Source organism: Desulfopila aestuarii DSM 18488 (assembly GCF_900143695.1).
Classification (GTDB): domain Bacteria; phylum Desulfobacterota; class Desulfobulbia; order Desulfobulbales; family Desulfocapsaceae; genus Desulfopila; species Desulfopila aestuarii.
Genome location: NZ_FRFE01000024.1, coordinates 58,732 through 85,077 on the forward strand (window position 1 = coordinate 58,732; position 26,346 = coordinate 85,077).

The following is a 26,346-nucleotide window of genomic DNA, read 5'->3' on the forward strand; positions in this document are numbered from 1 at the left end:
GACCCGTTACAGTTTTATTTCCCCTTCTGAAGCAAATGGCAGATTGTGAGAGAATCCGCCGCTTGACACCCTGACTTTTCCTTTGAGCCTGTAGCTGATGGGCCTGCCCACTGCTCCTTGTTCATTCTGGTTCTGGAGTACTCCCAGCACTGAAGTGAACATGTCCAGTACCGAGGCGTAAACTTCCATGGGTACGAGGACCGAGCCGTAAGCGGGTATGGTGCCCTGACCGCCCTGCAGGCCGGAGGCGAACTTGCGGCCATCCAGTTCAACATCACAACTGAGCCCCTCAATCTCAAGCGGGTTGGTGTTGGGGTTCATAACCCGCAGCTGTACCAGAAAAGCTGTCTCCAGCGTTTTGACTTCCTGAATCTGAATGTCGGCCAGGGTCACTTGAGGTTTTTCCAGTGATGAGAAACCGGCGCAACCGGCAAGAACGAGCAACAGGAACATGGCCAGCCAGGTTGTGGCTGTTTTGCGCTGTATTCTCATAGCTCTCCCTTTAACGATTTCTGGGTGGTGTGGTTCTTGTCGGCATTCTTACCGTTACGAAGCTCCAGAGCCTTCCTGCGCTCCTCGGCTATCCGCTTGAATATCTCGATGATGACCGGCAGTCTGCTGAAGTCGTCGGTGGAAATTTTTCTGACCACAACATCACTGTCGGCCACAACCGTGGCGGTTCTTTTCAGCTCGCTACCGAAATATGCCATCTCGCCAAAAATATCGCCATCTTCCATCACCGAAAGAAGCTTGTTATCGCTGTTGTAGGTTTTGGCTGTACCTGTGTCAAGATAGTAAATACCGTCGGGTGTGTCGCCGATTTTTATGATGGTCGAACCTTTACTGTGCCACTCCAGCTTGAAGCACTGCTCCCAGGCGGTGTCAACGATGAGGGCATGATAAATATCGTGATTCATCGCTTTGAGTAACTTGCCGGAGAGATGCACCAGCCGGTCACCAATGGAGTCACGTTTCTTTTCCATGAGCAGCATCCCCCGGCTGTTGAAATCGCCGGCCGGGTAGGGTGTTTCACGGATGTATTCAAGAATGCGGGCGATGGCCAGGTCTTCCTTGCCGGTCATCTCAACGAAAAAACTCTGGGCATCGATCAGCTGCTCTCGCACGGTCGGAAAGTCGGGGAGGATTCCTTTGAGCAGATTGCCGCTGAAGAGCTCCATCGCCTCGTTTTTCATGCGGATGAAATGGAGCAGCTGCTGCTCATTCACATCTTTTGGGATATTATGGATGCCTGGTTTGTAAATGGTGTAGGCATTCATCGGGTGGAGAACGCTGGTGAGACTGAACTTGCCGATGCTCACCAGGTATTGCTGATCTTCGTCTTGATTGCGGGCTACTTCGCGGTCCATGAGAAGGATTGTTCCGAAGTGGCCGCATAGCTCCTCCAGCCTGTTGGCCACGGCGAAGCACGTGCTGAATTTGGCCATTTTACCGCAGATTTCCGCTTCGACAATCCTGCCAAGATAGAGTCCCATCCGGGTCGGTTGAATATTGCCGGTTTCGATAGCGTTGGCAATGTTTATTGCGGTTTGCACGGCCCGGGTACAGATGGCCCGGTCATCCTCGCCGAATCGTTTTTTAAAGATAATAAGCGAGCCATCGCCGCCTGAGGGCTCGATATCCACCGGATTGTTGTCTGGCGTATCGACCAGGTCGACCAGCTTGTAATGATAATCGATAATGAAATCACGTAACGTCTCCGGGCACATGGACGATGTCTGCTGAGAGTATTGCGCCATGTCCGACATGAGAATGGCAACGTTCTGAGCACCATCGTGGCGGGCTGAGCGTGATTGTTGTTCTGTGCCTGTCATTTTACCTTGAATAAAGGAGCGGGTGATTTCATTCTCAATATGAGTACCGAAAGCCGGGTGAAACAGTCGTATACTATCGCAGCAGCATCGCAGAAACAATAAAAATAATACACTTTTCAGGTGCTATCGGTGTGTTGGGGTGATGAACGGCAAGGGATATAATAGCAATTGTGCATATGTTGTGCAATCACAGCTACCCCTAACGGTGTATTGTCGTTGCTCTTGAGAAAGGACGATGATGATGTTGCCATGACGTTGTCTTTTTCTCTCGTTTTGCTCCTGTTATTTTTCACGGTCGGTTTTTTGTTTTGATATTCAATATGAGCAGTTAGGCGGTGGTTGACTGTAAATATTTAAAATTCTGTAATATCATGCATCATGTTTATCTATATATCCCTTGAAGAGAGCGGTTTGGTTCGATAGTATGAAAGTGTAGGCGGGTGTGGTGGGCTGCAGAATTCAGGGGGTTGGCATTGTTTTGGGCGTGTTGTGCCTGACGTTTCCGTGCTGTCTGTCCGTTGTTGTTGGGCAGAGCGGACATGGAAATCTTGAATATCTGGAAAGAGGTAACGATGAAAGACCATTTACCACACCATGTCGATCCGGCAAAAATGTCGAGCACAAAGGCTTATGATTGCTCTTACCACCAGCATTTATCTGCGGTTCAAATTGAAGATCTTACCCCGCAGCAGCTGCGGGAGGAAATTCATCGGCTCAATGCCATTGAACATACGAGACTTGCAGATGAACGGGAGCTGGTGGCGGAACTGATACTTCAGCTCAGTAGTGCTCCGAGTTTTAATGAGGGCCTTGCAAACCTTACCCGGTTTCTGCAGGACTGGTCGGGATGTGAGGCCGTCGGTGTTCGTCTGCGGTGCGGTGAAGACTTTCCCTATTTTGAGACCCGTGGGTTCCCCGGAGAATTTGTTCGCCTTGAGAACTCCCTTTGCGCCTATGATCCTGATGGAGAATTGCTCCGTGATAGCGCGGGCAACCCGGTACTGGAATGCATGTGCGGCAATGTGCTGAGTGGCCGGGTTGATCCATCGAAATCCTTTTTTACCGATGGCGGGAGTTTCTGGTCTAATAATACTACCAGGCTTCTGGCCAGTACCACTCCGGCAGACCGCCAGGCCCGTACCCGTAATCGCTGCAATGGTGAGGGGTATGAGTCGGTGGCCCTTGTTCCGCTGCGGACAGATCGTGAGATCATGGGATTGTTGCAATTTAATGATCACCGCCCTGATCGCTTTTCATCCGAGTTGATCAGCCATTTTGAACGGATTGGCGACATACTGGCTCTTGCCCTGGCAAAACGACAGGCGGAGGAAGAGTTGAGCCAAAGCGAGGAACAGTTTCGTACTCTGGCCGCGTTTGCCTACGCCATGGAAACCTGGCGCCTGCCGGATGGTACCTTTCGCTATGTCAGCCCTTCAAGTGAACGGGTAACCGGTTATCCCGCAGAAGATTTTCTCAATAATCCTCTGTTGATCGAGGAAATTGTTCATCCTGATGATCTGAAGTTGTTTACCGATCATCGTCACCAGGTGATGGCAAATGGGGGAAAAGATGACCGGAACAGTGGTTTTGAATTCCGTATAGTTACACCCGATGGCCAGGTCCGCTGGCTCAGCCACTCCTGTTCAGCCATCTATGATAAAGATGGCGTGTGGCAGGGGCGACGCGGGAGTTATCGCGATGTTACCAAAAGTATAACGATGAAGCAGGAAAAAGAGGCTCTGGAGAAAAAGATTCGGAACCTGGAAAAGCAGAAAAGCCTTGAACGCATGGCCGGAGCCATCGTTCACCATTTCAATAATAAGCTGCATGTGATTCAGGTGTATTTGCAGCTGGCTATGGAAACCCTGCCCATTCACAACGCTTCACGCTACAATATGGCTGCAGCCCTTGATGCCGCAGAAAAAGCCTCGGAGGTGAGTAAACTCATGCTCACCTATCTGGGACAAGCTCAAGGGCGGCGGGAGCCTCTCGATCTTGCCGGAATATTGCGAACACATTACCCTGCATTGAAGAGCGTGCTGCCGAGTAATGTTGAGCTGGAGATGGATCTGCCGACAAACGGGCCAACGGTCGATACCAATGAAGGCCAGATCCAGCAAATTTCCATGAAGCTTGTTGCCAATGCCTGCGAGGCGATCGGGCCAAAGCGGGGCACAATTCAGCTGGGTGTCAAGGTCATTCCCGCCGAGGAAGTTCCGGTCGCCCACAGGTTTCCCCGCGACTGGGAACCGGAGTCCCTCTCCTATGCCAGGTTGCAGGTGCACGACAACGGTTGTGGCCTGAGCACCGAAGAGATCGAGAACGCCTTTGATCCCTTTTATTCGACAAAATTCACCGGCAGAGGGTTGGGCCTGCCGGTGGTGCAGGGACTCACTCAGGCACATAAAGGGGTGGTTGCTGTCGAAAGCTCGCCGGGTGTCGGCAGTACGTTTTCGGTCTTTTTACCGATATCACTTGAGAACGCAGTCGGCGGCCATGTTCTGGAGCCGGAAACTGATGATGGGGTCATTCCTCTGAGTGGAGGCAAGGTGCTGGTGGTCGATGATGATGAGGTTGTCCTCGAAATCAACAGTCGGATGGTGTCTATGCTGGGTTACGAGGTACTGCAGGCCCGTGATGGGGCTGAGGGGATTGAAATGTTCCGAAGGCATAAAGAGGAGATCCTGTTTGTGCTGAGTGATTTTGCCATGCCACGGAAGAATGGCCTGGAAATGGCTTCCTCACTGAGGGAAATGGTTCCGGATATTCCGATTATTCTCGCCAGTGGCTACAGTGAGGACCTGGTGATGGGCGGAGCGGATGAAGAGTATCCCAAATATTTTCTTGGAAAACCTTTTACTCTTCAGGAACTGCGGGATATTGTTGCGGTCGCCCTTTTCTCAGGAACGGACGGTTTTGAAGACGTGTGACCTGAACTCTAGCGACTTGCTGAGGTATTGGCCTGAGGCCGTATCAGAACCACGGCCCTCTGGCCTTTCTTGCCATAACGCGCCATGCGATGAAAGTCAGCATGGGCAATGGGCATCGACAACGAATCAGCCAGGGTCTCCCCTTTGTGAGACTCAATGAGCGGGTCGTGGGCGTAGACAAAACGGTCATCCATGTCGATTACCACCAGCCAGTGGGGAAACTTCTGGCGATAGATGGCCCAGGAGCTGATCAGTACCAGTGGGATGGCGCCCTCAGCCAGATACTGACGCAGCATCTCCATGGATACCGGCTGATGATGAATGGGTATTCCCAGTTCTACACACTGTTCGGTCATGTCTTCTTCCACAAGCCTCATGATCTGCTTTTTCTCCTCTGATCGTACTGAGTCAATGAGGAAGTTTTCTGGAAAGTTCAGAAATATTTCTGCCATAAAGCCGCGACGCAATGCTGCCAGCGCCAGTCCTTGCGGTCCACATCCACCAAAGCCAGAGGTCATGAAAATGGTGGTGGCTTCCCGCCAAAGGCGCAACTCGCGTTGTTTGGAAAATTCCTGACCCGGATCAAGTGCTTTCATCGCCATCATAAGACAGGCGGGGCCGCAGGTGAACTCGAGACTCTGCTGGTAATAGGGAACTCGAATCTCCTGACCGTTACGCCGGGGGTGGAGGTTTTTCTCCATCCGCACCGCCGACTGATGATCCTCATAATAGTCCAGTACATGACGAAACGGCTTATAGCCAAGGCTCGTGAAGAGCCGGCGGGAGGAGGTGTTATCCTCCCGAATTTCAACCCGTATGGAAGTCTTGCCCTGTTCAAGGGACGCCGCTTCAGCACGATCAATCAGTTGCCGAGCTATACCCTGGCGCTGTTGAAGCGGGTCAACAGCCACTGAATATATCCTGGCCGTCGACGTGGCACGAGAATAGAGAATCGTGACATAGCCGATCAACCTGCTTTCACGCTCAAATACCAGGCTGTGGGCATGCGCTTTTGTCAACAGATAGCGGAACTGACGGGCGGAGATTCTGTCCTGCTGGAAGCACTGATTTTCCAGAAGGACCAGCTGGGGGATATCATCGGGACGTGCTGCTCGGATCATGATGGACCATAGGCGAAAGCGAGGTTTTCGCCAGTATATCTGTAAATGGGGTAATCAGTTTCATTCCTACTTCTTCTTCCATCCTATCCTATCACCATTAACGAAGCAATTGTGGTTGGCGTAAGGATGAAGTGCAGATGAACATCGGAGTCTATGTTATGGTCAAGTAACTTGTCTTAATTCTATTTGAATTGGTGAACATTATAAGGCTTTTCTGTATTGTTACAGCATTTATGTTGTGATATAACCGTTGAATCATACTTCAATATGCGACACTCATCTTAACCTACGTAGTCGGGAGGCATCATGTTTTTGAATCTTGCGTCTGTGCGAAAAGTTTTGTGGATGAGCACAATATTATGTCTGGTACTTTTCTTTCATACAAATGGAATAGCTGCCGGCCCTGATGATCTTGAAGGAACTGAGGGAGGAGCAACGTCGGACGGCCTGGCTGCTTTGGAAGGAACTGCCGGTCATTCTGAAACCGGTGTGCAGACTCTTGATGACGGGATTGTATGTCAACCAACCGGGCCATGTATTGAATCGGCTACTCAAATTCCTCTGCGCGTGTTACCACGCCCCTTTTCCCATCTTTACCGGGAGATGATGGCGAACGACGATGGAATTGTCCTGGCCAACATGCCGGCTTTTAAGCCATTGTATGTGTTTAATCGTCAGGGACTCGACCTGAGTCATCCGGCTGAGCCGGGTGGGTGGTATCAGGTTGGGCGCTCACGCTCAGAGGCCGAGGGTTGGATGCAGGCCAAAGACGTGCTTGAATGGCATCAGGCCCTGCTGGTTTCGTACACTCACCCCGGCAACCCCCTTGAAGGGCGCAGTCCTGTCCTTATGTTCCGTGATCAGGCCACTCTTGAGGGCATCGTTGACGACATGGATATGGCTGGTAAGGCCAAGAGTATCTACGACGAGATTGGTAACGGAAAAACTCCCGATACCCTGGTCAGTATGGAGCCGCGGCGCTTTGTTGATATCACACGTCAGTTCTATGTGCTGCCTATTTTGCAGTGGTCCCAGACCCAGATCAACGGTGACGACGTCCGGCTGCTGCAACTTGCGGCAGCAGTGCCACGTAGCCGCGGTGCCGATACCCTTGAGAGTTCTGATTATCGCAACCAGGCCGAGGTGGGTCGTACAGCAGGCAGTGCATTATTGAAAGATGCAAAGACCGATATCGTTTTTGTCATCGATACCAGCCGGAGTATGCAGCCCTTTATTGATATGACGAAGGCAGCGGTGGCGGAGATGACGAAAAAGTTCAGTGCGGAAACCGCTGATCGTTTCCGGTTTGGGCTGGTCGTGTTTCGCGATTCTCTGGATGTCGCTCCTCAGCTTGAATATGTGACACGCAACCTTACCCCTGATCTGGTAAGTGGTGAAAAATTAGTTGAAATCCTGGAAAAAGATGGAAAGGCAACGGCTGTCGGCAGTGTTGATTATGCAGAGGAGGCATTTGCCGGGGTTGAGGTGGCCTTGCAGTCAAAGTGGCGTGAAGGCGCGTTGCGCTTTGTCATTTTCATCGGAGATGCAAGCTCGCACCCCAAGGGGCATGCCCAGAACACGACAGGCAAGGATGAGACCGATCTTCGAAGAGAGTATGACGATGCCCAGGTACACCTCTTTGCCATTCATCTGCAGGATCCCCGTGCAACTGAGGATCATCCCAGGGCCCTGGCTCAATTCACGCATCTTGCTCGAGTACGAGGTGATGACGCGAGTGCTGCTATCAAGGAAATAAATGCCTTTGAGGAAGATCAGTACCGTGCACTGGTTGAACATCTGACTTCCCGTATCAATGATCAGCTCACTGTTGCCACAGGTGGCAAACCTACAGGAGAATCGGTGCCTCTAGAGGAATTCGACAAGCTCTGGGAGTCCGCGTTGATCGAATACATTGGCAAGGAAGCGACCCCACCAAAAGATATTGTCGCCTGGGCCTTGGATCGTGACCTGATAAACCCAGCCGACAAGTCACTCGATGTACGAGTTTTAGTGACGCGTGAGCAGTTGTCGTCGCTCTCTCAAGCCTTGGATCAGGTGGTGCAGGCGCTGATGCGTGCCGAGGTGACCCAGGGACAATTCTTTGAAGCGTTGCAGGGTGTGGCGGGACAGGCAATGAAGCGGCCAGAAGATCTTGGCGGGCCGACCCGTCTGGCCGACACTGGATTACTGCCGGCCTTCATCCAGAGTTTGCCCTATAAAAGTGACATACTTTCTTTGACCGATGATATGTTTGCCAGTATGACAGCCGAGCAGCGTTCGCAGCTCGAATGGAGTATTTTGGCTAAGCTTGATCAATATCGTACCATCAACGAGCAGGTCGATGCCTGGTTCCGCGTCAACGATACGGATCCCGATCAGGATCTGGTATATCCGCTGCATCTCGACTATTTGCCGTAAGTGGGCTGTTGCGTGGCAGAAAATAGTGTACCCATGGTTCGTCTCGAAGATATTGTCAAGAGACGCAGCCAGAGCGAGAGTGTGTTTGAACTGCAGGTTCCCTCTTTTGCCGTCCATCCCGGCCAGATGGTGGCGGTAATTGGTGAGAGCGGTTGTGGCAAAAGTACCTTGCTAGACATGATAGCCCTGGTCATGGAGCCGACGGAGGTCGCACGCTTTGAAATATCAACTGGCAATACTGGCGGTGTTTGTGATGTTGCTGCGTTGTGGGCGCGTGGGGATGAAGGAGCTCTGTCCGCCCTGCGCCGGGATTTTTTCGGTTATGTTCTACAGACAGGCGGTTTGTTACCATTTTTGAGCGTACGACAGAACATCTGTTTACCAGGACGCATCAAAGGGCATCCTATCTTGCCGGGCCGGGTGGGGACGCTGGCCAAAAGGCTGGGGGTTGCCGGTTGCCTTGACCGGATGCCGGAATCCCTGTCCATCGGGCAACGGCAGAGAGTAGCTATTGTTCGAGCCCTGGCGCATCAGCCTCGCCTTGTCCTGGCAGATGAACCAACCGCGGCTGTAGACAAGGCACGTGCTCGGGCCATTATGGACGACATGCAAAGGCTGGCCGAGGATGAGTCCGTAGCTGTGGTGGTGGTGACCCATGATGTGGATTTGATCATGGACAGAGTCGAGGTTGCCTATACCTTTGATACGATAGAGGTATCCGAACAGCTCACCCGTTCCACATGCCGGCTGGTCAAGGAGCATAGCCCATGACCCGTCCTGCGAATCCCCTTAAATATATACCCTCTTTGGCGGCGTCCCACCTCAGGCACGAGTGGATACTGACCTTCTGTCTTGTCATCGCCCTGGCAGCGGTGATAGCCCCGCTGCTTGTCTTGCTTGGCCTTAAGTATGGTACCATTCAAACCCTGCGCGAGCGGCTGGTTGAAGATCCTGTTTTCCGTGAGATCAGACCATCTCAGACGCGTGAATTCAGTCCTCAGTGGTTTGAGGAGTTGTCTGTCTGGCCCGGGGTCGGTTTTTATACGCCGACCATTCTGCCCTTGTCGTCTGTGATTTCAGTAGTACACGGCGGCTCAAATAGTGCTGAGCTTATTGATCTTATTCCTACTGCGGCAGGGGATCCGTTGCTTCTGGAAAATGGTGGGGTTGTACCCGCTGACGGTGAGGTTGTGCTTTCAGCTGAGGCTGCCAGACGATGTGGAGTGCAGAGTGGGGAAGACATTATCTCGCGGGTTACCAGGTCTCGCGGTGGCCGCATGGACTTTGTCGAAGAGCGGTTACGTGTTGTGTCGGTGCTGAGCCCTCGCGCCGGATCTCTGGCACGGGTCTATGCGCCTCTGCCATTTGTCCTTGATGTGGAAGGGTATAAGGAGGGATACGCAGCTCCGTCTCGTGGGTGGGCGGGTGAGACTCCGCAGCCTTATCCGAGCTTTGATGGGGCAATACTTCTCCTACCACACCCCATGCTCCCCATAGCGCGTTCTGGCCTTGTAATCAACACCGGTTTTGGCCGTATTACTGATGTATCTGCAGAACGGGTTAAAGAGTTGCTGGGATTTTCTCCTCCCCATGGTTTTGGCGCATATGACCTGCTCGCTCCTGGAACACCTGTAACAATGACCAACCTGCGTGCTATCGATCAGAAGCTGAGAGGACAGACCAGGGTCCTCCTCCCGTATGTTCGAGGTGTAACTATCGAAAGTGGCGGAAAGTCTCTGAGTCCCATTGGCTTGTCACTCACCTCAGAACAGGCACAGCTACTTGGCGTTCCGGAGACGCCCTGGGGCGGGTACACTGGAAATTCACCCGAGGATGGACGGCTGGTGCACACCTTGTGGCCCGAAGGGGAGACTTCAGCTGATGAAATGCACGTGCGGGCATCAGGAATTGCGGAACTGCAATTTGACCTGCGCGTGATTGGTACAACATCGTTTGGCAGGCCGGTGGTGCCGATCGAACTGATGGGAATTTTACGAACCGCCAGCCAGCGTGCAATCTCATTTAATCAGAAGACCCAACGCTTTGAAATGGCCCGCGGTGGCTATCGAGGGTTCCGTCTCTACGCAGAGAGCATCGATGACGTTCCTCAACTCTATTACAAGCTGAAAGCAGAAGGAATAGAAGTTATAGCGGAGGTTGAGGCCATTGAACGGATCAGGGTCCTTGATCAGGGCTTGACCCGTCTCTTCTGGCTTATTGCCCTGCTCGGGCTTTTTGGCGGGACTGCCGTGCTGGTTTCGAGTCTCTATGCGGCGGTGGAACGCAGGCGAAGAGACCTTGGGGTGCTGCGGCTGCTGGGCTTTTCTCGCCTGCATGTGTTTTTCTTTCCAATAGCTCAGGGGCTTATGGTCGCGATCTTGGGATTGCTGGCAGGTTTTGGTGGCTATGCAGCCCTGGCTTGGGTCATCAATCATGCCTTTGCCACCGAGTTAGCCCCCGGAGAAGCATTTTGCGTCATCCCCAGTCAATATATTCCAGTATTTTGTTTTGTAACGCTTGTCTTGGCCGGGCTGGCATCTTTGGTGGCTGGGTGGCGAGCAACCTGTATCGATCCTGCGGAGGCCATTCGTGAGCAATAAAGTTTTTTCTGTTTGGTGTTGGGCGACTTTTCTATCCATCCTCGTGACAGCGGGCATAGGGGACAATGGTTTGCTGGTTGAAACAGCGCTGGCCGAAGTTCCGCCGCAAACGGTGTATAATCCCAAACCGGCGGAAAATGATCTCATTTTGCCTATGCCAGGTGACGCGGAAATGGTTTTTCGCAGAGTACCTGTACCGGGAAAAGGTTTCTGGGGTGATCAGGAACGTATCATTCAAATCGGTGACGCAGCCGGGGGCATTTTCGAGGGTCTCCAGCGTACCCAGATCAGTGGGTCTTTTCCAGTGGGAAAAGAGAATGTCTGGGAGATTGTTCTTGCCAAATATGAGCTGACCCGTGGCCAGTACACAGCGGTAATGGGCATGGATGCTTTACTGGCAGTCAGCGGGGACCCTGAGGATCAGAAACTGCCCACCTTAAAGGGCCGGGCGTTGCGCGATGCGTTGATGCGTCCTCTCACCTATGTCAGCTATGGTGATGTACTAGAATTCATCCGCCGTTACAATCAATGGCTGTTTGATCCTGAATATCCCGAGCGAATAGCAGCGATGCCGCGAGTAGACGGGGCGCCTGGGTTTATGCGGCTGCCCGCTGAAGACGAATGGGAGTACTGTGCCCGGGGTGGCGTAGCTTCCACTCAGGCCGGTACCTTCGACAATGGATTACCATTCCCGATAGCTGAGGCTCAAGAGTATGCCTGGCATCTGGGTAATGCTAAACATCAGCTTCGTCCGGTTGGGCTCAGGAAGGCAGATGTGCTGGGATTTCATGATCTGTTTGGCAATGCGCAGGAGATGACGTCCGGCATGTTTCGACCGGAAATCTGGCAGGGGAAACCGGGCGGGGTTGCCGTGCGTGGTGGGAGTGTGTCCACCCAGCCTATGGATCTGCGCAGTGCCCAGCGTGCAGAGCTTGATGTCTATGCCTGGAATGTCGACAAAAATATTATTGAGGAGCGCCGATCATTCAACACCGGATTACGATTGGCAATTGGCTCTAACGTGGTGGTCACTTCGGCTCAGCGAACCCAGATAGAACAAGAGTATGAAACATATCGGGCGGACCTTCGTCGCACCATGCCGGTGGGGCGAACTCTGGACAACCTTGTTGCCCAGGCCACTGTTCAGCTGGGCTCGGCTGACACTATTCTGGCCAGGCTGATGAAGGATAACCCGGCCTTGAATGAACCTTTGATGGCCGTGCAGGCAACTCTGGATAAGGCCAAGGAACGCTTGGAACTTGCTCAGCGGGAAAGCGCTCGCAGCCTGGCTCAGGATGCGGCTAGGAACGGCGTAAATCTTTCGGTCTATCTCTCCCGGCTCGAACGACTGACGGCTACCTTGAAAACGGCGCAGGAGCTGGCAGCAGTCTCTTCGCGGTATCAGGAGCAGGTTGCTGCTGTTGAAAAATCTATGCAGGAACTGGAAAAAGCTATGGGCGAGCAGATGCGTGGTTATCAAGAAAAGGTTGGGAGCCTCGGCGAATACGAGGGAACATATATTGAGTATGCATTTGAGCAATTAGGGACGAAGGAGATGACCAAGCGAGAGCAGGTTGTTACCGAGTTGCTAAAGCTTCATGTGCAGTCTTTTGCTGAACAGCGACGGGCTGATGTTGAGGTCTGGCTTGGAGAGTTTCACAAACGTTTTGATGGATTTTCAGATTAGTGCCTTTTAGGGGGGCGCTGAAAACAGATTCCCGTTCAACGGGGTTCGTAGATACAAAGCAATAGATAGAGGAGAGCCACATGATGAAAACTATGAGGATGGTTGTTTTAGTACTGCTCATTTGTTCCTTAATCCCAGGCTGTGCCGGCATGTCCGACCAAGGGCGCACCAAAGCTGAGGGGACCGCTATTGGCGCAGTAGCCGGCGGTTTGTTGGGTCTTGTAATCGGCGGTGAGAAGGGTGCGGCCATTGGCGCGGCGGCCGGTGCCGGACTTGGTTTTCTGGTTGGAAACGAAGTCGCAAAGCGTAAACAGGCCTATGCCAATACCGAAGATTTCCTTGATGCCGAGATTGCCAGCACTCAGGAGTTCAATAAGACCGCTATTGCCTACAATAAGCAACTGACGAAGGAAATAGCTTCTCTGGAAAAGGAATCCACCTCGCTTCGTGCCAAATACGACAAGGGCAAAGTCGATAAAAAGGCCCTTGCGGCTAAAAAGAACGATCTGGAAAAGCAGCTTGCTGACAATGCCAAACTTGAGAAGACACTTTCCGAGGAGCTTGAAGTCCAGAATGCCATTCTAGCGCAGGAGCGAAAGGATCGTCCGGCAGATGACAAGTACATTGCCAGGCTGGAAAAAGAGGTGAATACCCTGCAGAAAAACCTGGAAACCCTCCGCGATGGAAGCACCCAGCTTGCCAGCATTGATCAGAGGTTATCTGTATGAAACCGAGAACAATCGTTATCATGATTTTCCTGACAGGTATGCTTGCTGGTTGTGCGGGTGTAGATCAGGATCCACGTTCAGGGGGGCTTTTAGGCGGTATTTCCGGCTTGAGCAGCGGCAGTTATGAGAATCGCGTAAAAGAACGCGAGGCGCGTCTTGAGCAACTACGGGCCACGCAAAGGCAACTGGATGCTGAAACCGGTCAGCTCGAGGAACAGAAATCTGCAGCCTATGCCAAGGTGGCAAAAGACCAGGCCGAGGTCAATGCCATGCAATCTGAAATAGCCCAATTGGAAAAAAAATCAAAGGCCCTGGCTGCGCAGCAGGGAACAGACCAACAGCGGGTTGCTGAACTGGACAAACGGGTCAAGGCACTCAAATCCAAGATGGGGCAGCAGGCTTCTGACCTCGATGCCCTGGAAGGCAGCGGTCTTGGCGATGCAGATGTCGATCTGCGCCGTAAGCAGCTTGAGAAACAGCGAGATGCTTTGGCTCGCGAATACGACCTGCTCATGAAAATGCAGATGGAATTAGTTCAGTGAGACATTATGTGTCCTTGCTTCTGCTCATGATGCTGGTTCTTTCGGCATCGTGTCTGGCCTGGGCGGCACCTCTGGAGGAAATTCGTCAGATTCTGAGGGAGAAGTCGCTCAAGCCTCCGGCTGAATCACAGCTGGCTGCCATGAGTGATGAAAACCTGCTCCAAAAGCTGCGGGAAATAGACAACTATGCGCGCTATTTCGAATCTGACGAGTATCACTCCCCAATGTCCCGGCGTGAATCCTGGGTTGGCATTGGTGCTGATCTGGTAGAGCAGGATGGTAAATTTTTTTTAGCAGTATACCATGGTGGTGCAGCGGAATTGGCCGGTATTGCCGACCACTCCCGGCTCATTGAGATCGACGGTAAGAGCGTCGCCCATGTCGACGTAGAAAGTATCGCTGATAGCCTCAAAGGTATGGAAGGGACCTCCGTTTCACTTTTTGTTGAGCAGCCGGGGGGAAGGATGAGTCGGTTCCAGGTTGAGAGGGAAATGTTCTCACCTCTTGATGTAGAACCGATTACGCCGGGTGTACATCAGGTGCTCCGTATACGCAGGTTTGTCGGAGGACTCACCAAATCGGCTTTGCTGGCCACTCTGGATTTCCTTGGCAGAGAGTCTCGTGCTGCGACTGGTGCTCGATCAGATGTGCTGATTATTGACCTGCGTGATGCGGGTGGCGGGGATTTGTATGAAGCATTTGATGTGGCTGGCTTATTCCTTCCACAAGGGGCGATCCTTGGAACAATGTGCAGGCGCGCAGATGACAACCGCGAAATTCGGTCTACGGACGGGGAAAAATTCACTATGCCGATGGCACTGCTGGTTGGCCCTGATACAGCAAGCGCGGCTGAAGTCTTTGCCGGGACTTTGCAACAATATGGGCGGGCAAAGCTCATTGGCCAGCGAACATTCGGAAAATGTGTCACCCAGACCGATGTTCACCTCTCTGATGGCTCAGTTTTGCGCTACACCAATGCGGAGGTTCGCCTGCCTGATGGTACATCCTGTTCTGGGGTTGGTTTGCAGCCGGATCGGGATGTGAGAGATGCTGAATTACGAGACCTTACATGGCTTGTTTCCGAAGCAGATGCTCTTTTATAAAAGATAACACGGCAAAGGTGGCTAAAAACGTTGTTGAAGGCCATCGATAATTAAGCGTGAGAGAGGGGGCGATGAAACTTCTGCAACTATACCGAATTATACATATTATCGCATCGATTAGCCTTCTTCCATCACTGGCATGCGCATGGACAAATGGTTTAAAGGAAGCTGCTGAGGCGGTGGCGAAAGGTACAGCCCTGCCTGAACAGGAAATGATGGTCTTCATCAACAACAGTGAAGTGAATCTGTTGGCCCAGGAAGGGAAGATATCTGATTTCACCTACGCGTCATGTCAGGACGATTTTTTTCGACTCAATGAAAGCTTTGCAGATAAGGCTGTTCGAGAGTTGGGGTATGATCCGAGCATTAGTAACCGAAAATTCAATCCGGGTACCGACACCGATGTCAATGTCAATGCCAGGGGTGGTAAGAAACTCACCCTGGAAGACATGAAAAAAATTGACGACAACTATCAGAAAATCGTCAAACAGCATTTTAAAAGTCAAGGGCTCGAGCCTCCAACCGGACGCATCAATACCGAAACAGACTTTATGCCCAATCCCGCCCACACTGATCCGGCGGAATTTCAGAAGATCGTCAAGTATATCAATGATAATGGGGGGACCGCCTATACGGATCCCAAAGCTGCTTCAGCACAATTCAAGCTGGGCACAACACAGCCCATGGGAATTGATGAAGCAGCCTCATTTAGTTCGACCATGAAAGAGATGGCCGATGCTAAAATTCGAAAAGCGAATAACCTTCGCAAAAATGCAGCAGCGATTCGCACGACAGACCCAGGCAAGGCTGAGGCGTTTGAAGCGCAGGCGAGGCAGTATGATTATCAGGCATCAAAATATCATGATCGGATCGACAAGCTAAATACCCATCTTCGCGAGCAGTATCATCTTTCTCCTCCTGATCAAACCGGAAAGGGCTTCACCAAGGCCGTCAAAAACATTGACACTATTGGCCGTAACCCATTTACCGCCAAAGATGCTTCTGTCGTCAATAATCTGCATAAAAATGCTTTGCAGCGCTCGGCAGATGACATGATCGATACCTTGCTTGAGATTGCCAGGAAGGATCCCGCCAAAGCTGGTGAGATTAGTCGAGCCCTGGCGCAAGAGTTGAATTCCCTGCCGCCAAATCGTGCCGGTCAGGCCGTTAGCCGCATAGATGATGCCATGAAGGCGGCGAACCCGGCCTTTGCGAAAAATGTGGTCGCAGAGGCTAAAGCAATCAAGCAGGTAGCAGCGGCCTCGAAATGGACATCCTTTAAAAGCGGTGTCAAAAATATTAGCGGTATCAATCAACTGAGCAAGGTTTCCGTGATCATGACAGCCGGTGGGGCTGTGTTGATGGCGCACCAGGGAATCACCATCACCCTTGATAATGTTAAAGCTACCGATACCCTTTGGGACTATTTCCGAAACTGTTATTACCACTCAGCCTGGGAAGGAACGGGGATCGGTCCTGCCTTTGAACAGGCAGAGCGAGAAGAGATTGAACGCTATCTTAAAGAGCACGAGGCGGGTCAGGACCCATCTATGGTCAAGCATGTTACTCTCACTTTGCTCAAGACAAGTACCTATATGGGCCGGGATGCGATTGTTGGCGTCTTGTACCTTCCTGATGCTATCTGGGAGTATTTCACAGAAGAAAAGGCTATGGAAGGCTATGCCAAGATGCAGAACGAACTGGCAGCCATTATGCGCCAGATCGTTCTAGATCGACAGGCCTTTGACAGGGTGATGACCGACATGAGGAAGATCGGTCTTCATGACTCAGATGCATTGCCGTTTCTGAATTGCCTTTGTCGTGACTGCGGCGGCTCGCTGGGTGGTCTTTTTAACCCGGAATGCACATCCGATATCGGCCACGGTCCATGCCAGTGCAATGGCCCCCTCACCATCTGGAAAACCCCTTTACCGGCTGGTGACAAAGAGGCGCAATATAGGTGTTTTAACAGCGTTACCCAAATGCGTTACAACGAGGCCAGAGCAGTCTTTGACTCCTGGACCAGGCAGTTGGAAGTTGAAAATGCCAAAAGTGTTCAGGGCGACCTGGAGAGTATCAAAGCTGATATTGTTGCAGGAAAAGCAAAAGACGATGAAGCAGTCGCAAAAGACATAGCGAACCAGTTCGGGGCAATAAAAGATCTGCTCCTGCCGGGTGATGCCGATTATGTGCGGGCAATGGTCGGCCCATATCTTGAGAACCATGCGGTCAACAGGCTTCAGGAGGGCAAGGTTGATCAAGCCCTCAAAAATCTGGATCTTGTGCTCGAGACGATGGGGCCACGGAGCTTTCAGGAAGCTGGACGGCTTCGGCAAAAAAAAGCCCAGTATCAACAATGGAAAACGAATTGGGATGAAAAAAAGAAAAAGACCTTTCCGGAAATCTCCGAAAACATCCGCACCAATCAGCTGCAACGTGCCCGAGGGGAGATCGAAAATCTCGAATTCTTGATGCTCAAGGCGCCCAATAGTGCATTGCCTCCTGCTATTCACGACCCTGCTTTTGTGTCACTTAAAGAGAGAGTGGCCGCCCTCGGTAAAAAATATACAGAAACTCTCGCTGCAACCTGGGAGAAGGTTCGCTCTCTCGAAAAAGCGAGAGATCGCCGTGCCGCTATAGTTGTACTTGAGAAAAGCCTCAAGGACTGGGAGCATCACCAGAACAATAAAGATTCTCTCACCCGACAGTTGTCCTACAACAAGAGTGAAGTGCAAAAAGCTGAGCAGAAAAAAACTCTTGGCCAGAAATATCAGGAAACGGGATCAATTGATCTAGCGATTGAACAGTACACTGCCAGCCTTGCGATCCAAAGTGACGCAAGTCTGGAAGAGACACTTGCGGGTTTGCAAAAAACTCTTGAGCAAACCGCAAATCTCAAGAACAGGGCCAGGGGGATCTGGAACGAGGCTGAACAAATGCAGAGAGAGCAAAAATATGGTGATGCTCTCCAGAAATACAAAGCGGGGCTTGCTATCTTCAAGGATCCGGTCATTTTGGATCGTGCGAAAAAACTGGAAAAATATATTGAGCTGACGAAGGCGTCGAAAGCTCAGGGTAAACCTGTCGCAAAAGAGACCGGTACCAAAGTGGTTACAGCCCCAAAAGCCTCGCCAAAGACTGTCTCGAAATCATCGCCAGCACCAGCCAAAACAACCTCCGGGTCGGTACATGCAGTGAAAGATGTCTATCAGGCCGGTGAATTAATAGAAATTAGTTATGACAATTTGCCGGGTAATCGACAGGACTGGATAACCCTGATTCAAAAGGATAAGCCTGATAACACCTATGCTGAATGGTTTTATACAGATGGGAAAACTTCTGGCCGCCATACGTTTAAGGCCCTTCCGGCAGGGGAATACGAGATTCGCACGTATCACGACTGGCCCAAAGGAGGGTATGTTGTTCAGCAGCGTCGAAATCTTGTTGTCGTTGAGAATACGCCACCCAAGGCAATCGCAAAATCAGATGTCGCCAGCCTTATCGGTGAATGGGCTATTGTTGGGAATGGCCATAGAGGAAGGATGCTGGTGTCAGAGCAGAATGGAGCATCTTTTTCAGGCAGAGTCTACCCTGACCAACCTCCTCACGACTCAAGTATCAAAGGGCAAATATCCGGGAGCATGGTTTCATTTGCCAGGACGGGATGGAAAAATCAGTCGCCAGATCTGCGACAGGATTTTACCGGCACAATTACACGCAGTGACGATGGCAAGGTGACCATCACCGGCACTTTCACCCAGAATAATCAAGGCTCGTATCAATGGACGGCAACCCAGATAGCTCCTGTAACAGTTGCGTCACCTTCACCTGCTGTGCAGTCAGCATCACCTTCCACTAACAAAACGTCTCCCGCACCTCCTGAACAGGAATCTGCGGCCCAGGGATGGCAGTCGATTACTTTGGGCAATGTCAGTTTCGCCTTACCCTCTTCCTGGAAGCATAGGACGATGGAAGAACCTGAAGTCGAACTTCTACACATCTATTGGGAAGGAGATTTCGATTCCCCGGTCCATGGCCTTTCTGGCGGAATTGCATTGGATTGGCAGAAGAGTAAAGCGGAAATGTCTGGCTCAAGGCCCGTTGAACTTTCTGGAACAACCGTTTCATGGGTTGATGATGGACCAGCCATCAATCTGCTTTTCCCGGCAATGGCCGGAAATAGAGGTGTGGCTCTGATAATCTTTCGAGGCCAGGGAGGAACCACGGAGACTATTGACGCGATTTTGAAGACGTTTCGCATGAATGGCAGTCAATAGTTCCGTTGCAGGTGAGATGTTTGAAAAGAAATGCAGGTTCGGTCTGAATTGCAATATCACTCTATGGGTAAGTTGATCATGAACACTGGAGCAATAATAAAGCGTTGGCAGTGTATTCTGATACTGCTTTTGATGATCGGGATAGCGCCGTCCAATATTTATGCTACTGAACCGGCTCCTCATTCCCTGCCACCAGAGTTGATGGAGCTGCAGAGCCAGGGCAAGCTTACCGTCAGGGCCTTATGGGCCTGGAAGCTTGTCCCCGAATCAACAGCGGGCATGGCTCTTGAATTTCGATCCCTCGGGTACGATCTGCTGGGTGCGAATAACGAGCAACTCACGACGTGGTTGCAGCAGGCAGAATATGGGCAACTTCAGCTCAATGCAGAGCAGAAGGCCATTCTCACCGCATTGGTCGAGCGAATGAATTCTGTCACTGGTGTTGTTCCTCCTGAAACTGCGCAGGTTAAATCTGCCGAAAAAACAAGTGCAGAGACCCGCGTCGCTGTCCATGACAGCGATTCATCCTCTATTGTTGGGCAGATTGTCGAAGTCGACAATTCTTCGCCCAGAACAAGCGTTGACACAACAGATATTACTCAAATGGTTGCCGATCTTGGCGTACAGGCAGACGCCGGCAATACCAAGGCAATGCTTACGCTCGCGCTGCTTACTAAAACCGGTGCTACCGGTCCACCAGATCCGTACAGAGCCATAAAACTTCTCGAGGATGCAGCCTCCGCAGGTGAAGCTGATGCTATGGCTGCACTGGCTGATGAATATGCATCTGGCCTCTGGATCAAACAGGACGAGGAAAAAGCCAGGCAGTTGCGGCAGCAGGCAGCTGAGGCGGGTTCACAGCTGGCAATGTGGGAGGTTGAGTAATCATGTTCAATTTTAAAAAGATACCTCTTCTTGTGATGTGCATCTCTCTTGGTTTCGGAGGTCTGTCATTTGCCGAGAAACTCAAGCAGCCCACCCAGGACGAAATTGCGGTGACCGTTATTATCGATGACACCATGAAATCGTTATTTAAATCTGGTGTTAATATCGGTTTGAGCCCTGACACAGTACGACAGGCCGCAGCAAAGGAAGTACGGGATGCTCTCGAGGTTTTAAAGGGCAACAAAGCTGCTTTGGCAGAATTTGCCAAGCGTCTGAAAACCATGGCAAATAGTGGAAAATCCGAGCTGGGTGAGCTGATAAAAGGAAACCGATTGAAAACCTTTGCCGTTGCGGTGATGGATGAAAGCGGCAGCAGTGCGTTTCGTGGAATCAATGCAGACGGTCTGAAGAAGCTGGTCGGATACGGAGCTGATGGTCTGGATAGTGCCGGGGTGAAAGCCCTGGATATTCTCAATCAGATTGAGGATGTTATTACCCGGACCGGTGAGGTACCGGCAAAGTTGGCTAATGATCTCAAAACCGCCCTCAAACAGCTCTCACCCGAGCAGGCTCGCGCAGCTCGCCAGCTTCTAGCTGAAAAAGGAGCTCGTGGCGTAGTAAAAGATTACCTTACCAATAATCCGACAGTACTCGGTTCCTTTGTTGATGGTGTTTTTGTCCTGGCCTTTGATGTGCCCAACCTCATTGCTCTGAGTGATGCCGAAGAAAAAGCTGCCAGTGCCACAGGTGTTGGCTTTGGCTATGTTGCGCAGGCTACCGGAACTGCAGCTGTTGCATCCTTGGGTGGAGGCTTTCTTCCCGGTCTGGTAGTCAGTTGGTCGAGTGCGCAGGTCAAGGAACTGGTTACCGAGATAATCATGCTGCAATATGATCTCGAAAACGCTGCCATGAAAGACCAATGGGCTGACATGGAGCTGCGCATGGATGTCATCAAGGGCATGCTCAAAGTTGATGAACTGATCAAAACCGGTCAGCTGCAGAAGGCGGAAGACTATCTCAGTAAGGTCGAGCGCTTCACCTATGGTAAAAAAATCCCAAATGAAGGCTTGTACGAGAAAATTCATGAGCTTGAAAAGAATATCGTACAAGCGAAAGAACAGCTGCATGCCAACAGGATTATTGCCGAGGCTCGAATACCCTATATGCAGGGGTATCGCCTTGCCGACCAAGGCCGCAACCTGATTCAGGCAAAAAATCTTGTCGGAGATGCCCTCGTGATCCTGCAGGAGGCGCAGGGGCAATATCCTGAACTGCATGCACGGGTCCAGCAAGCACAGGCGCTATTGGCGTTTATCGAGAAAATGATAGCTGAAGCTCCGCCATTGGGAGAGGCAAATGTAACTGGCCCGGACAAGGTGAAGCCAGGCGAGGAAGTCCAGTATGAAGTCACGCTTCAAGGGGGGATTCCAGATTACACACCGGTGGGTATGAATGGTCTGGGCTTGACAACTGGTGCGCTCTTTTATTGGCAGGCGCCGATGGGGCTGGGATCTCAGACACTGATATTTCAGGTGCAGGACAATCTCGGTAAGATCGCTGAGGTGCAAAAAAAAGTGGAGATTGAGGCAGACACTGCGAGCGAGGAACTGACCGGCGATATCTGGGAAATTATGAAGGATACACCAAACCTGGAAATTAGTTTTAAGAAAGGTTACGGAGCAACCCGGGCGACGGTCAAAGCTACGATAAGCCCTGGCACTGAAATATCTTTTCCGGTCAATTATCAGGAAAACGGTTTCCGTTACGAGGGCACGGGAATTCTACATTTTTCCACCGACGGTGCAACCATTCAACAACTCAGCCTCGACCTGCAGATTATCAGCGGAGAATATGGCTTAATGGCCAAAGAAGAGATACGGATAGGCCCATTTCGGGAGGTGTCACTCGATCCAGCCCATAACCTTGGCAGTAATTTGAAGTACTCCAAAAAGAATGGACTACGCTATGTCTATGCTTTAGGAGATAGAGAAAAACGAGGAACATACCATTATGGAGAGGTTGAATTTCATAGTGATGGGAAAGATATGACAAAAAGCGAGCTTAAATGGAAAGAAGTGGAGAATGTTGAGTTTGACGGTGGCACCAATACCTGGAATATGCTCGAGCAGGTGCAGATAAACTTTCAAATGGCCCAATAGAACAACCCCATGACGGGTTGTACGTATCGACTTCAGTGGTCTTGATTTTGAGGAGGGAACGTACATGCGCTTTTTGGCTGCGTGGTTAATGGTGACAGCCCTGGTATATGCAAGTGAAATGAGCACAGCCTTTGGTACTCAGGAGCAACCTTCGTCTGCTATTGAAACGGCAACCGGGCCAGCTGGGTTACTGGAACTGGAGCAGCAAGACAAAATCACCGTTCGTGCTCTGCGTGCCTGGGGGCGTTTACCGGACAAATACATTCAGTTGGCGCAAAAGCTTCGTCAGGAAGCTGGTCTGGATTTGCTTGGAGCCGATCTGAACACGATAAAAGGCTGGATTGCGAAAGGGGATCAGGGCGACGCCATTCTGGCAAAAATGCACGATAGCCTGACCGAACTCGCTATATTCATCGAGCAAGGTGAGCATCTCGAATGGATCGTTGCTGCTGATGAAACCCAGCTTCCTGACGGTACGCTGGTCCGCAAAAGCGGGCAGCGTTGGGTGCATTCAGGTGAACCAGCCATTCCGACCTCTCAGGTAGTCGCTGCGCTTTCGGGCAACGTGAAACAGGAAGAATCAACCGATCCGCAAGTTGTAGAGCCTGTTAATGCAGTGGTTGCTGAGCCGGCCTCTGCGGAAGGGGAAGGTTTGGAATTCCGGATCAGCGAGCAGACTTCCGGTACTTTTCGGGCCCGCCTCAAGGTCGAAGGATTGAAGATTGCGAAGGCGGAAGATGACCCCTATTTTGGACGCATGCTGCCTCAGGTATTGCCAGATAATTCCGAAATACGGCAATTGGAACAGAGATTTTTTAAGGACAGATTAAGCCATCTGCCTGTGTCTGAAGATTCGGGCGCTATGGGCTCCTCGTATGATCTGAACCTTGGGTTCGCTCAGGCTGACAATCCCATTGTCATTCGTGTTGAAGCTCCGGAAAATCCTGTAATACCGCCGTCGAAAGACGGGAAATCATATAAAGTAGTCGGTAAGTCATTTTTATATCTGACGTCCAGCGAGGCGTCGGGCGATGCCGAAATAGAATATTCTGACGATGAGAAGGGCGAATTGCGCTGGACGCCGCGCCTCGACGCTAGCACCGGTCGCTTGGTTGGCCCACGTGCTGTCGGCGTGTATATGGCGTACAGGGTTAAAGTGTTGAGTCCAGGTGGCGGCGATTTCGGCACCCTGCGTCTTGATTACAGGCGGATTGGCTGGGTTGTGGTTGCGATGCCCGGGGATTTATATGTGGTCGGGGATCTCATGTATGAGGTAGGCAAAGTTGAGCCCGTAACTGCCTCCCAGGGGAATCGGGCTACAGCCCCCGAGAAATTTGATTTTGAATTGCCCCCCTACACGATGGAGACAAAAAAGATCCGGGTGTCAGACGACATGCACCACGTGGCCTGGATCGACGGAGAGAAAAAAGGACAAAAATGGGTGGTGGTCAATGGTTCTCCCGGCAAACGCTATGATGATGTGACAGGTTACTCCATGCGTTTTTCATCTCAGGGTGAGATCTTCTGTTTTCAAGCCGAGTTGGGAGACAAGGAAATCCCGGTATGTAATGGCGCAGAAGGGCCCCTGTTCAAAGACATCGAAACCTTGACCATGAGTGCAGACGGTGGACATATAATGGTTGCTGGGGAAGTTGCTAATGATGTGTCACGGGTTTTTTTGGACGGGATGCAGATTCGGGAGACATCGGCGCGGGTGAGTAAAGCAATTCTTGCCTATGATGGGACAGCTGCATGGGTAGAAAGTGGACGTGACGCTCAAACCGGGCAAGAGTTTGCCCAGATTGTGACCTCAAAAGGTCTGGAGGGGCCGAAATATTCTGCCATCTATAGCGATCCTGTCTTCACCCAGAACAGGGCAGATCTCTACTACATTGCCGCAAAAGAGGATGGTGAACGATTTCTCGTGCGTAACGAGGAAGAGTTGAAACCGACGATGGGTTCTGGATATGAATTTACCGTGACACCTGATGGTGCTTCCTATGCATACGTCGCTCCTTGCGGTGAGAGAGTCGAATGTTTGATCGTCAACGGAAAAATCGGCCCCGAATATACAGATATCTGGAGCAAACCCTTATTTAACGATGATGGTACGCGGTACGCCTACGTGGGAAAGAAGGGAGAGGAATCCTTTCTGGTTCTAGATGATACGGAATTCAGTCATGGCTACGGGTCAATTAAATCCATTGTGGGCCTGACCTTCAGTCCTGACGGCCAACGATGGGCAGCAGCTTTCCGCCTCCAAGATGAGGAGTACGTTGTGTTGGCCGACGGTAAAGAGATCGGACGCGGCACGGGTTCTCCCCGCAAGATCGTTTTCAGTCCTGACGGCAGCAGGATTGCCTGGTTGGAAGAACAAAAAAAATCATGGCGAGCATATGTTGATGGCAAAGAAGGACCAGAAGTTAGAGAAATATATGAAAAAGAGCCTCCACAGTTCAGCCCTGACGGTCGCCATCTGATTTATTTTTTTATTGATGGGGAAAAGAAGATGCATGTTGCCGATTTCGGAGGTAAAGATCGCACCCACGAAGCCATTCCGCCTCGGGCCGTATTTACTGAGTCAGGTGTTGAATATCTTGCCATCGACGGGAACCGCTTGCGGCGAGAAAACCTCCCGCTGAATTAATAAGGATAGTCACAAACAGTGAGAAGGATTTAAGGCCGGTTCGGCCATGCTGAATTCCTTCAGATTTGTGGCTTTTGGTATCCCGCTATTTGGTAAAGCAGGGCATGAGTATTGGAGTTAGCCGATGAAAAGAAGGCCTGGTACTGTGATGAGACAGTGGCAGGCCTTCTTTATCTGTCTCTATATCTGTTTGCATGCCTTGATCTTGAACGACATGTTGATGTATTCAACGTGGTCTCATGTGAAAACACATCATAGATAAAGTGTCCACATGCCTAAAGCACCTGTGGGGGATACCCAAAAGGAAGCAGAGATAAAGCAGTATTTTTAGTATTGTTGAATTTTCACCTTCCAAAAGCGAATTCTGACCTCTTCCTGTATTTTCTTTTTCGTTATGTTTTGGTCATAACCTGTAGAAACCTTTACGAAAAAATCTGTCCTATCTTTAAGCGACGATGTGGTTGAGATTGTATTTGTATGGAAGTCAGAGACTTGCTCCCGATCAAGACGGTATCTTTTCGTTTGCCTAACGCAATGTGCTACCGTATAACTGAATAAAGAATAGGTTAGGAAATTTCTCTGCATAATTTCTGTAAGAATATACCAACCTTCAGGCCACTTGCTCAATTTCAAAATCTCATGCTGTTATAAATTACAGTCAGGTACCTGTGTACAAGGTTTAAATGGAAAATATTCTACATATTCCCGAAAGGTCCCATACGTCGGATGAGCAACGGTCTCGCCCATATTCCCAGGAGGACCTCCTGTTGCTGGAAGGGCAGATAGCCGCCATTTCCTATCGTCTCGTGAAGACGCCTGCCGAACAGCTCGATCAGGCGATCATTGCATCTTTTGAGACGCTCTGTTGTTTATTGGGTGTTGGCCGAGGTGGCCTTCTTGAAGTTGCTGCTGAACAGCCAGTGGCGCGGGTGACCCATGCCTGGTATGCCGAAGGTGTCGAGACTGTTTCTGAAGAAATCAATCTTGCTGAAGTATTTCCCTGGTGCTATCACAAGCTCGTAAATGAACAGAAAACCCTTGCCATTTCAAGTATTGCCCATCTGCCTGAGGGAGCGGAACTTGACCAGCAGGCATTTCTTCATCTGAAGGTAACGTCGAACCTGGCGATTCCTTTATGTGTATCAGGTCGTATTCATCATCTCATCGTTGTCCATGCAATTGAAAAGGAGGTTCTCTGGCAGAAGGAGTTTATTGTTCGCCTTCGACTGGTTGGCGAAATTTTCGTCAGTGCTCTTCGCCAAAGAGAGGTGGTAAGCAAATTGCTCATCAGTGAAAATCGTCTTCATCTGGCTGCGACTTCAGCAGAAGCTGGGATTTGGGAGTTCAATATCACGACCCGTAGAGTCTGGGCAAGCAGCATAGAGTTATGCTCAAAAGTGGTGTTTGAGGGAGAATT

The 26,346-nt window shown here is 51.0% G+C and carries 15 protein-coding genes and 1 pseudogene; 13 read left to right on the plus strand and 3 right to left on the minus strand.

Annotated features, from left to right (window positions below):
* Positions 1 to 6 precede the first annotated feature (6 nt).
* Entirely contained in the window at positions 7 to 492 is a 486-nt protein-coding gene (locus BUF15_RS19525; protein ID WP_073615397.1) for an LEA/WHy family protein, read from the minus strand.
* Positions 489 to 1,832, minus strand: coding sequence for a cyclic nucleotide-binding domain-containing protein (locus tag BUF15_RS19530; RefSeq protein ID WP_084554229.1), 1,344 nt, complete (start codon positions 1,830 to 1,832; stop codon positions 489 to 491). Before BUF15_RS19530 ends, BUF15_RS19525 begins: the two co-directional genes overlap by 4 nt.
* 539 nt (positions 1,833 to 2,371) lie before the next feature.
* Here BUF15_RS19530 and BUF15_RS19535 point away from each other — a divergent pair.
* The gene (locus BUF15_RS19535; RefSeq protein WP_073615399.1) at positions 2,372 to 4,762 is read left to right on the plus strand and encodes an ATP-binding protein; all 2,391 of its coding nucleotides are present in this window, start codon (positions 2,372 to 2,374) and stop codon (positions 4,760 to 4,762) included.
* An 8-nt stretch (positions 4,763 to 4,770) separates the two neighbouring features.
* On the opposite strand, the gene BUF15_RS19540 is transcribed toward BUF15_RS19535, so the two are convergent.
* Entirely contained in the window at positions 4,771 to 5,883 is a 1,113-nt protein-coding gene (locus BUF15_RS19540; protein WP_073615400.1) for a GNAT family N-acetyltransferase/peptidase C39 family protein, read from the minus strand.
* A gap of 345 nt (positions 5,884 to 6,228) precedes the next feature.
* Between BUF15_RS19540 and BUF15_RS19545 the strand changes: the two genes are divergently transcribed.
* From BUF15_RS19545 to BUF15_RS19605, 12 genes and pseudogenes are all read left to right on the plus strand, one after another.
* Positions 6,229 to 8,301 (plus strand): vWA domain-containing protein, encoded by a 2,073-nt coding sequence (locus BUF15_RS19545; protein ID WP_073615415.1) that lies wholly within the window; start codon positions 6,229 to 6,231, stop codon positions 8,299 to 8,301.
* Between the two features lie 12 nt (positions 8,302 to 8,313).
* Positions 8,314 to 9,072, plus strand: a complete 759-nt coding sequence (locus tag BUF15_RS19550) for an ABC transporter ATP-binding protein (RefSeq protein WP_200802428.1) — start codon at positions 8,314 to 8,316, stop codon at positions 9,070 to 9,072.
* Positions 9,069 to 10,901: an ABC transporter permease gene (locus tag BUF15_RS19555; RefSeq protein WP_073615402.1), complete on the plus strand. Its 1,833-nt coding sequence runs from the start codon at positions 9,069 to 9,071 to the stop codon at positions 10,899 to 10,901. Before BUF15_RS19550 ends, BUF15_RS19555 begins: the two co-directional genes overlap by 4 nt.
* A complete protein-coding gene (locus tag BUF15_RS19560; protein ID WP_143170789.1) occupies positions 10,891 to 12,588 on the plus strand; it encodes an SUMF1/EgtB/PvdO family nonheme iron enzyme in 1,698 nt (565 codons plus the stop codon). The genes BUF15_RS19555 and BUF15_RS19560 overlap by 11 nt, the downstream gene beginning before the upstream one ends.
* An 80-nt stretch (positions 12,589 to 12,668) precedes the next feature.
* A complete protein-coding gene (locus BUF15_RS19565; RefSeq protein ID WP_084554235.1) occupies positions 12,669 to 13,316 on the plus strand; it encodes a YMGG-like glycine zipper-containing protein in 648 nt (215 codons plus the stop codon).
* Positions 13,313 to 13,858, plus strand: a complete 546-nt coding sequence (locus tag BUF15_RS19570; RefSeq protein WP_073615403.1) for a hypothetical protein — start codon at positions 13,313 to 13,315, stop codon at positions 13,856 to 13,858. Before BUF15_RS19565 ends, BUF15_RS19570 begins: the two co-directional genes overlap by 4 nt.
* 8 nt (positions 13,859 to 13,866) lie before the next feature.
* Positions 13,867 to 14,961, plus strand: coding sequence for a S41 family peptidase (locus tag BUF15_RS19575; RefSeq protein WP_143170790.1), 1,095 nt, complete (start codon positions 13,867 to 13,869; stop codon positions 14,959 to 14,961).
* 71 nt (positions 14,962 to 15,032) lie between these two features.
* Positions 15,033 to 19,238: a tropomyosin gene (locus BUF15_RS19580; protein WP_073615405.1), complete on the plus strand. Its 4,206-nt coding sequence runs from the start codon at positions 15,033 to 15,035 to the stop codon at positions 19,236 to 19,238.
* Between the two features lie 78 nt (positions 19,239 to 19,316).
* Positions 19,317 to 20,123, plus strand: a complete 807-nt coding sequence (locus BUF15_RS19585) for a tetratricopeptide repeat protein (protein WP_159441334.1) — start codon at positions 19,317 to 19,319, stop codon at positions 20,121 to 20,123.
* Positions 20,124 to 20,125: 2 nt separating this feature from the next.
* A complete protein-coding gene (locus BUF15_RS19590; protein ID WP_073615407.1) occupies positions 20,126 to 22,282 on the plus strand; it encodes a hypothetical protein in 2,157 nt (718 codons plus the stop codon).
* A gap of 64 nt (positions 22,283 to 22,346) precedes the next feature.
* Positions 22,347 to 24,929 carry a TolB family protein gene (locus tag BUF15_RS19595; protein ID WP_073615408.1) on the plus strand — a complete coding sequence of 861 codons (2,583 nt, stop codon included), beginning with the start codon at positions 22,347 to 22,349 and terminating at the stop codon, positions 24,927 to 24,929.
* 683 nt (positions 24,930 to 25,612) lie between these two features.
* Positions 25,613 to 26,346 (plus strand): annotated as a pseudogene (locus BUF15_RS19605) (hypothetical protein); the annotation flags it as partial.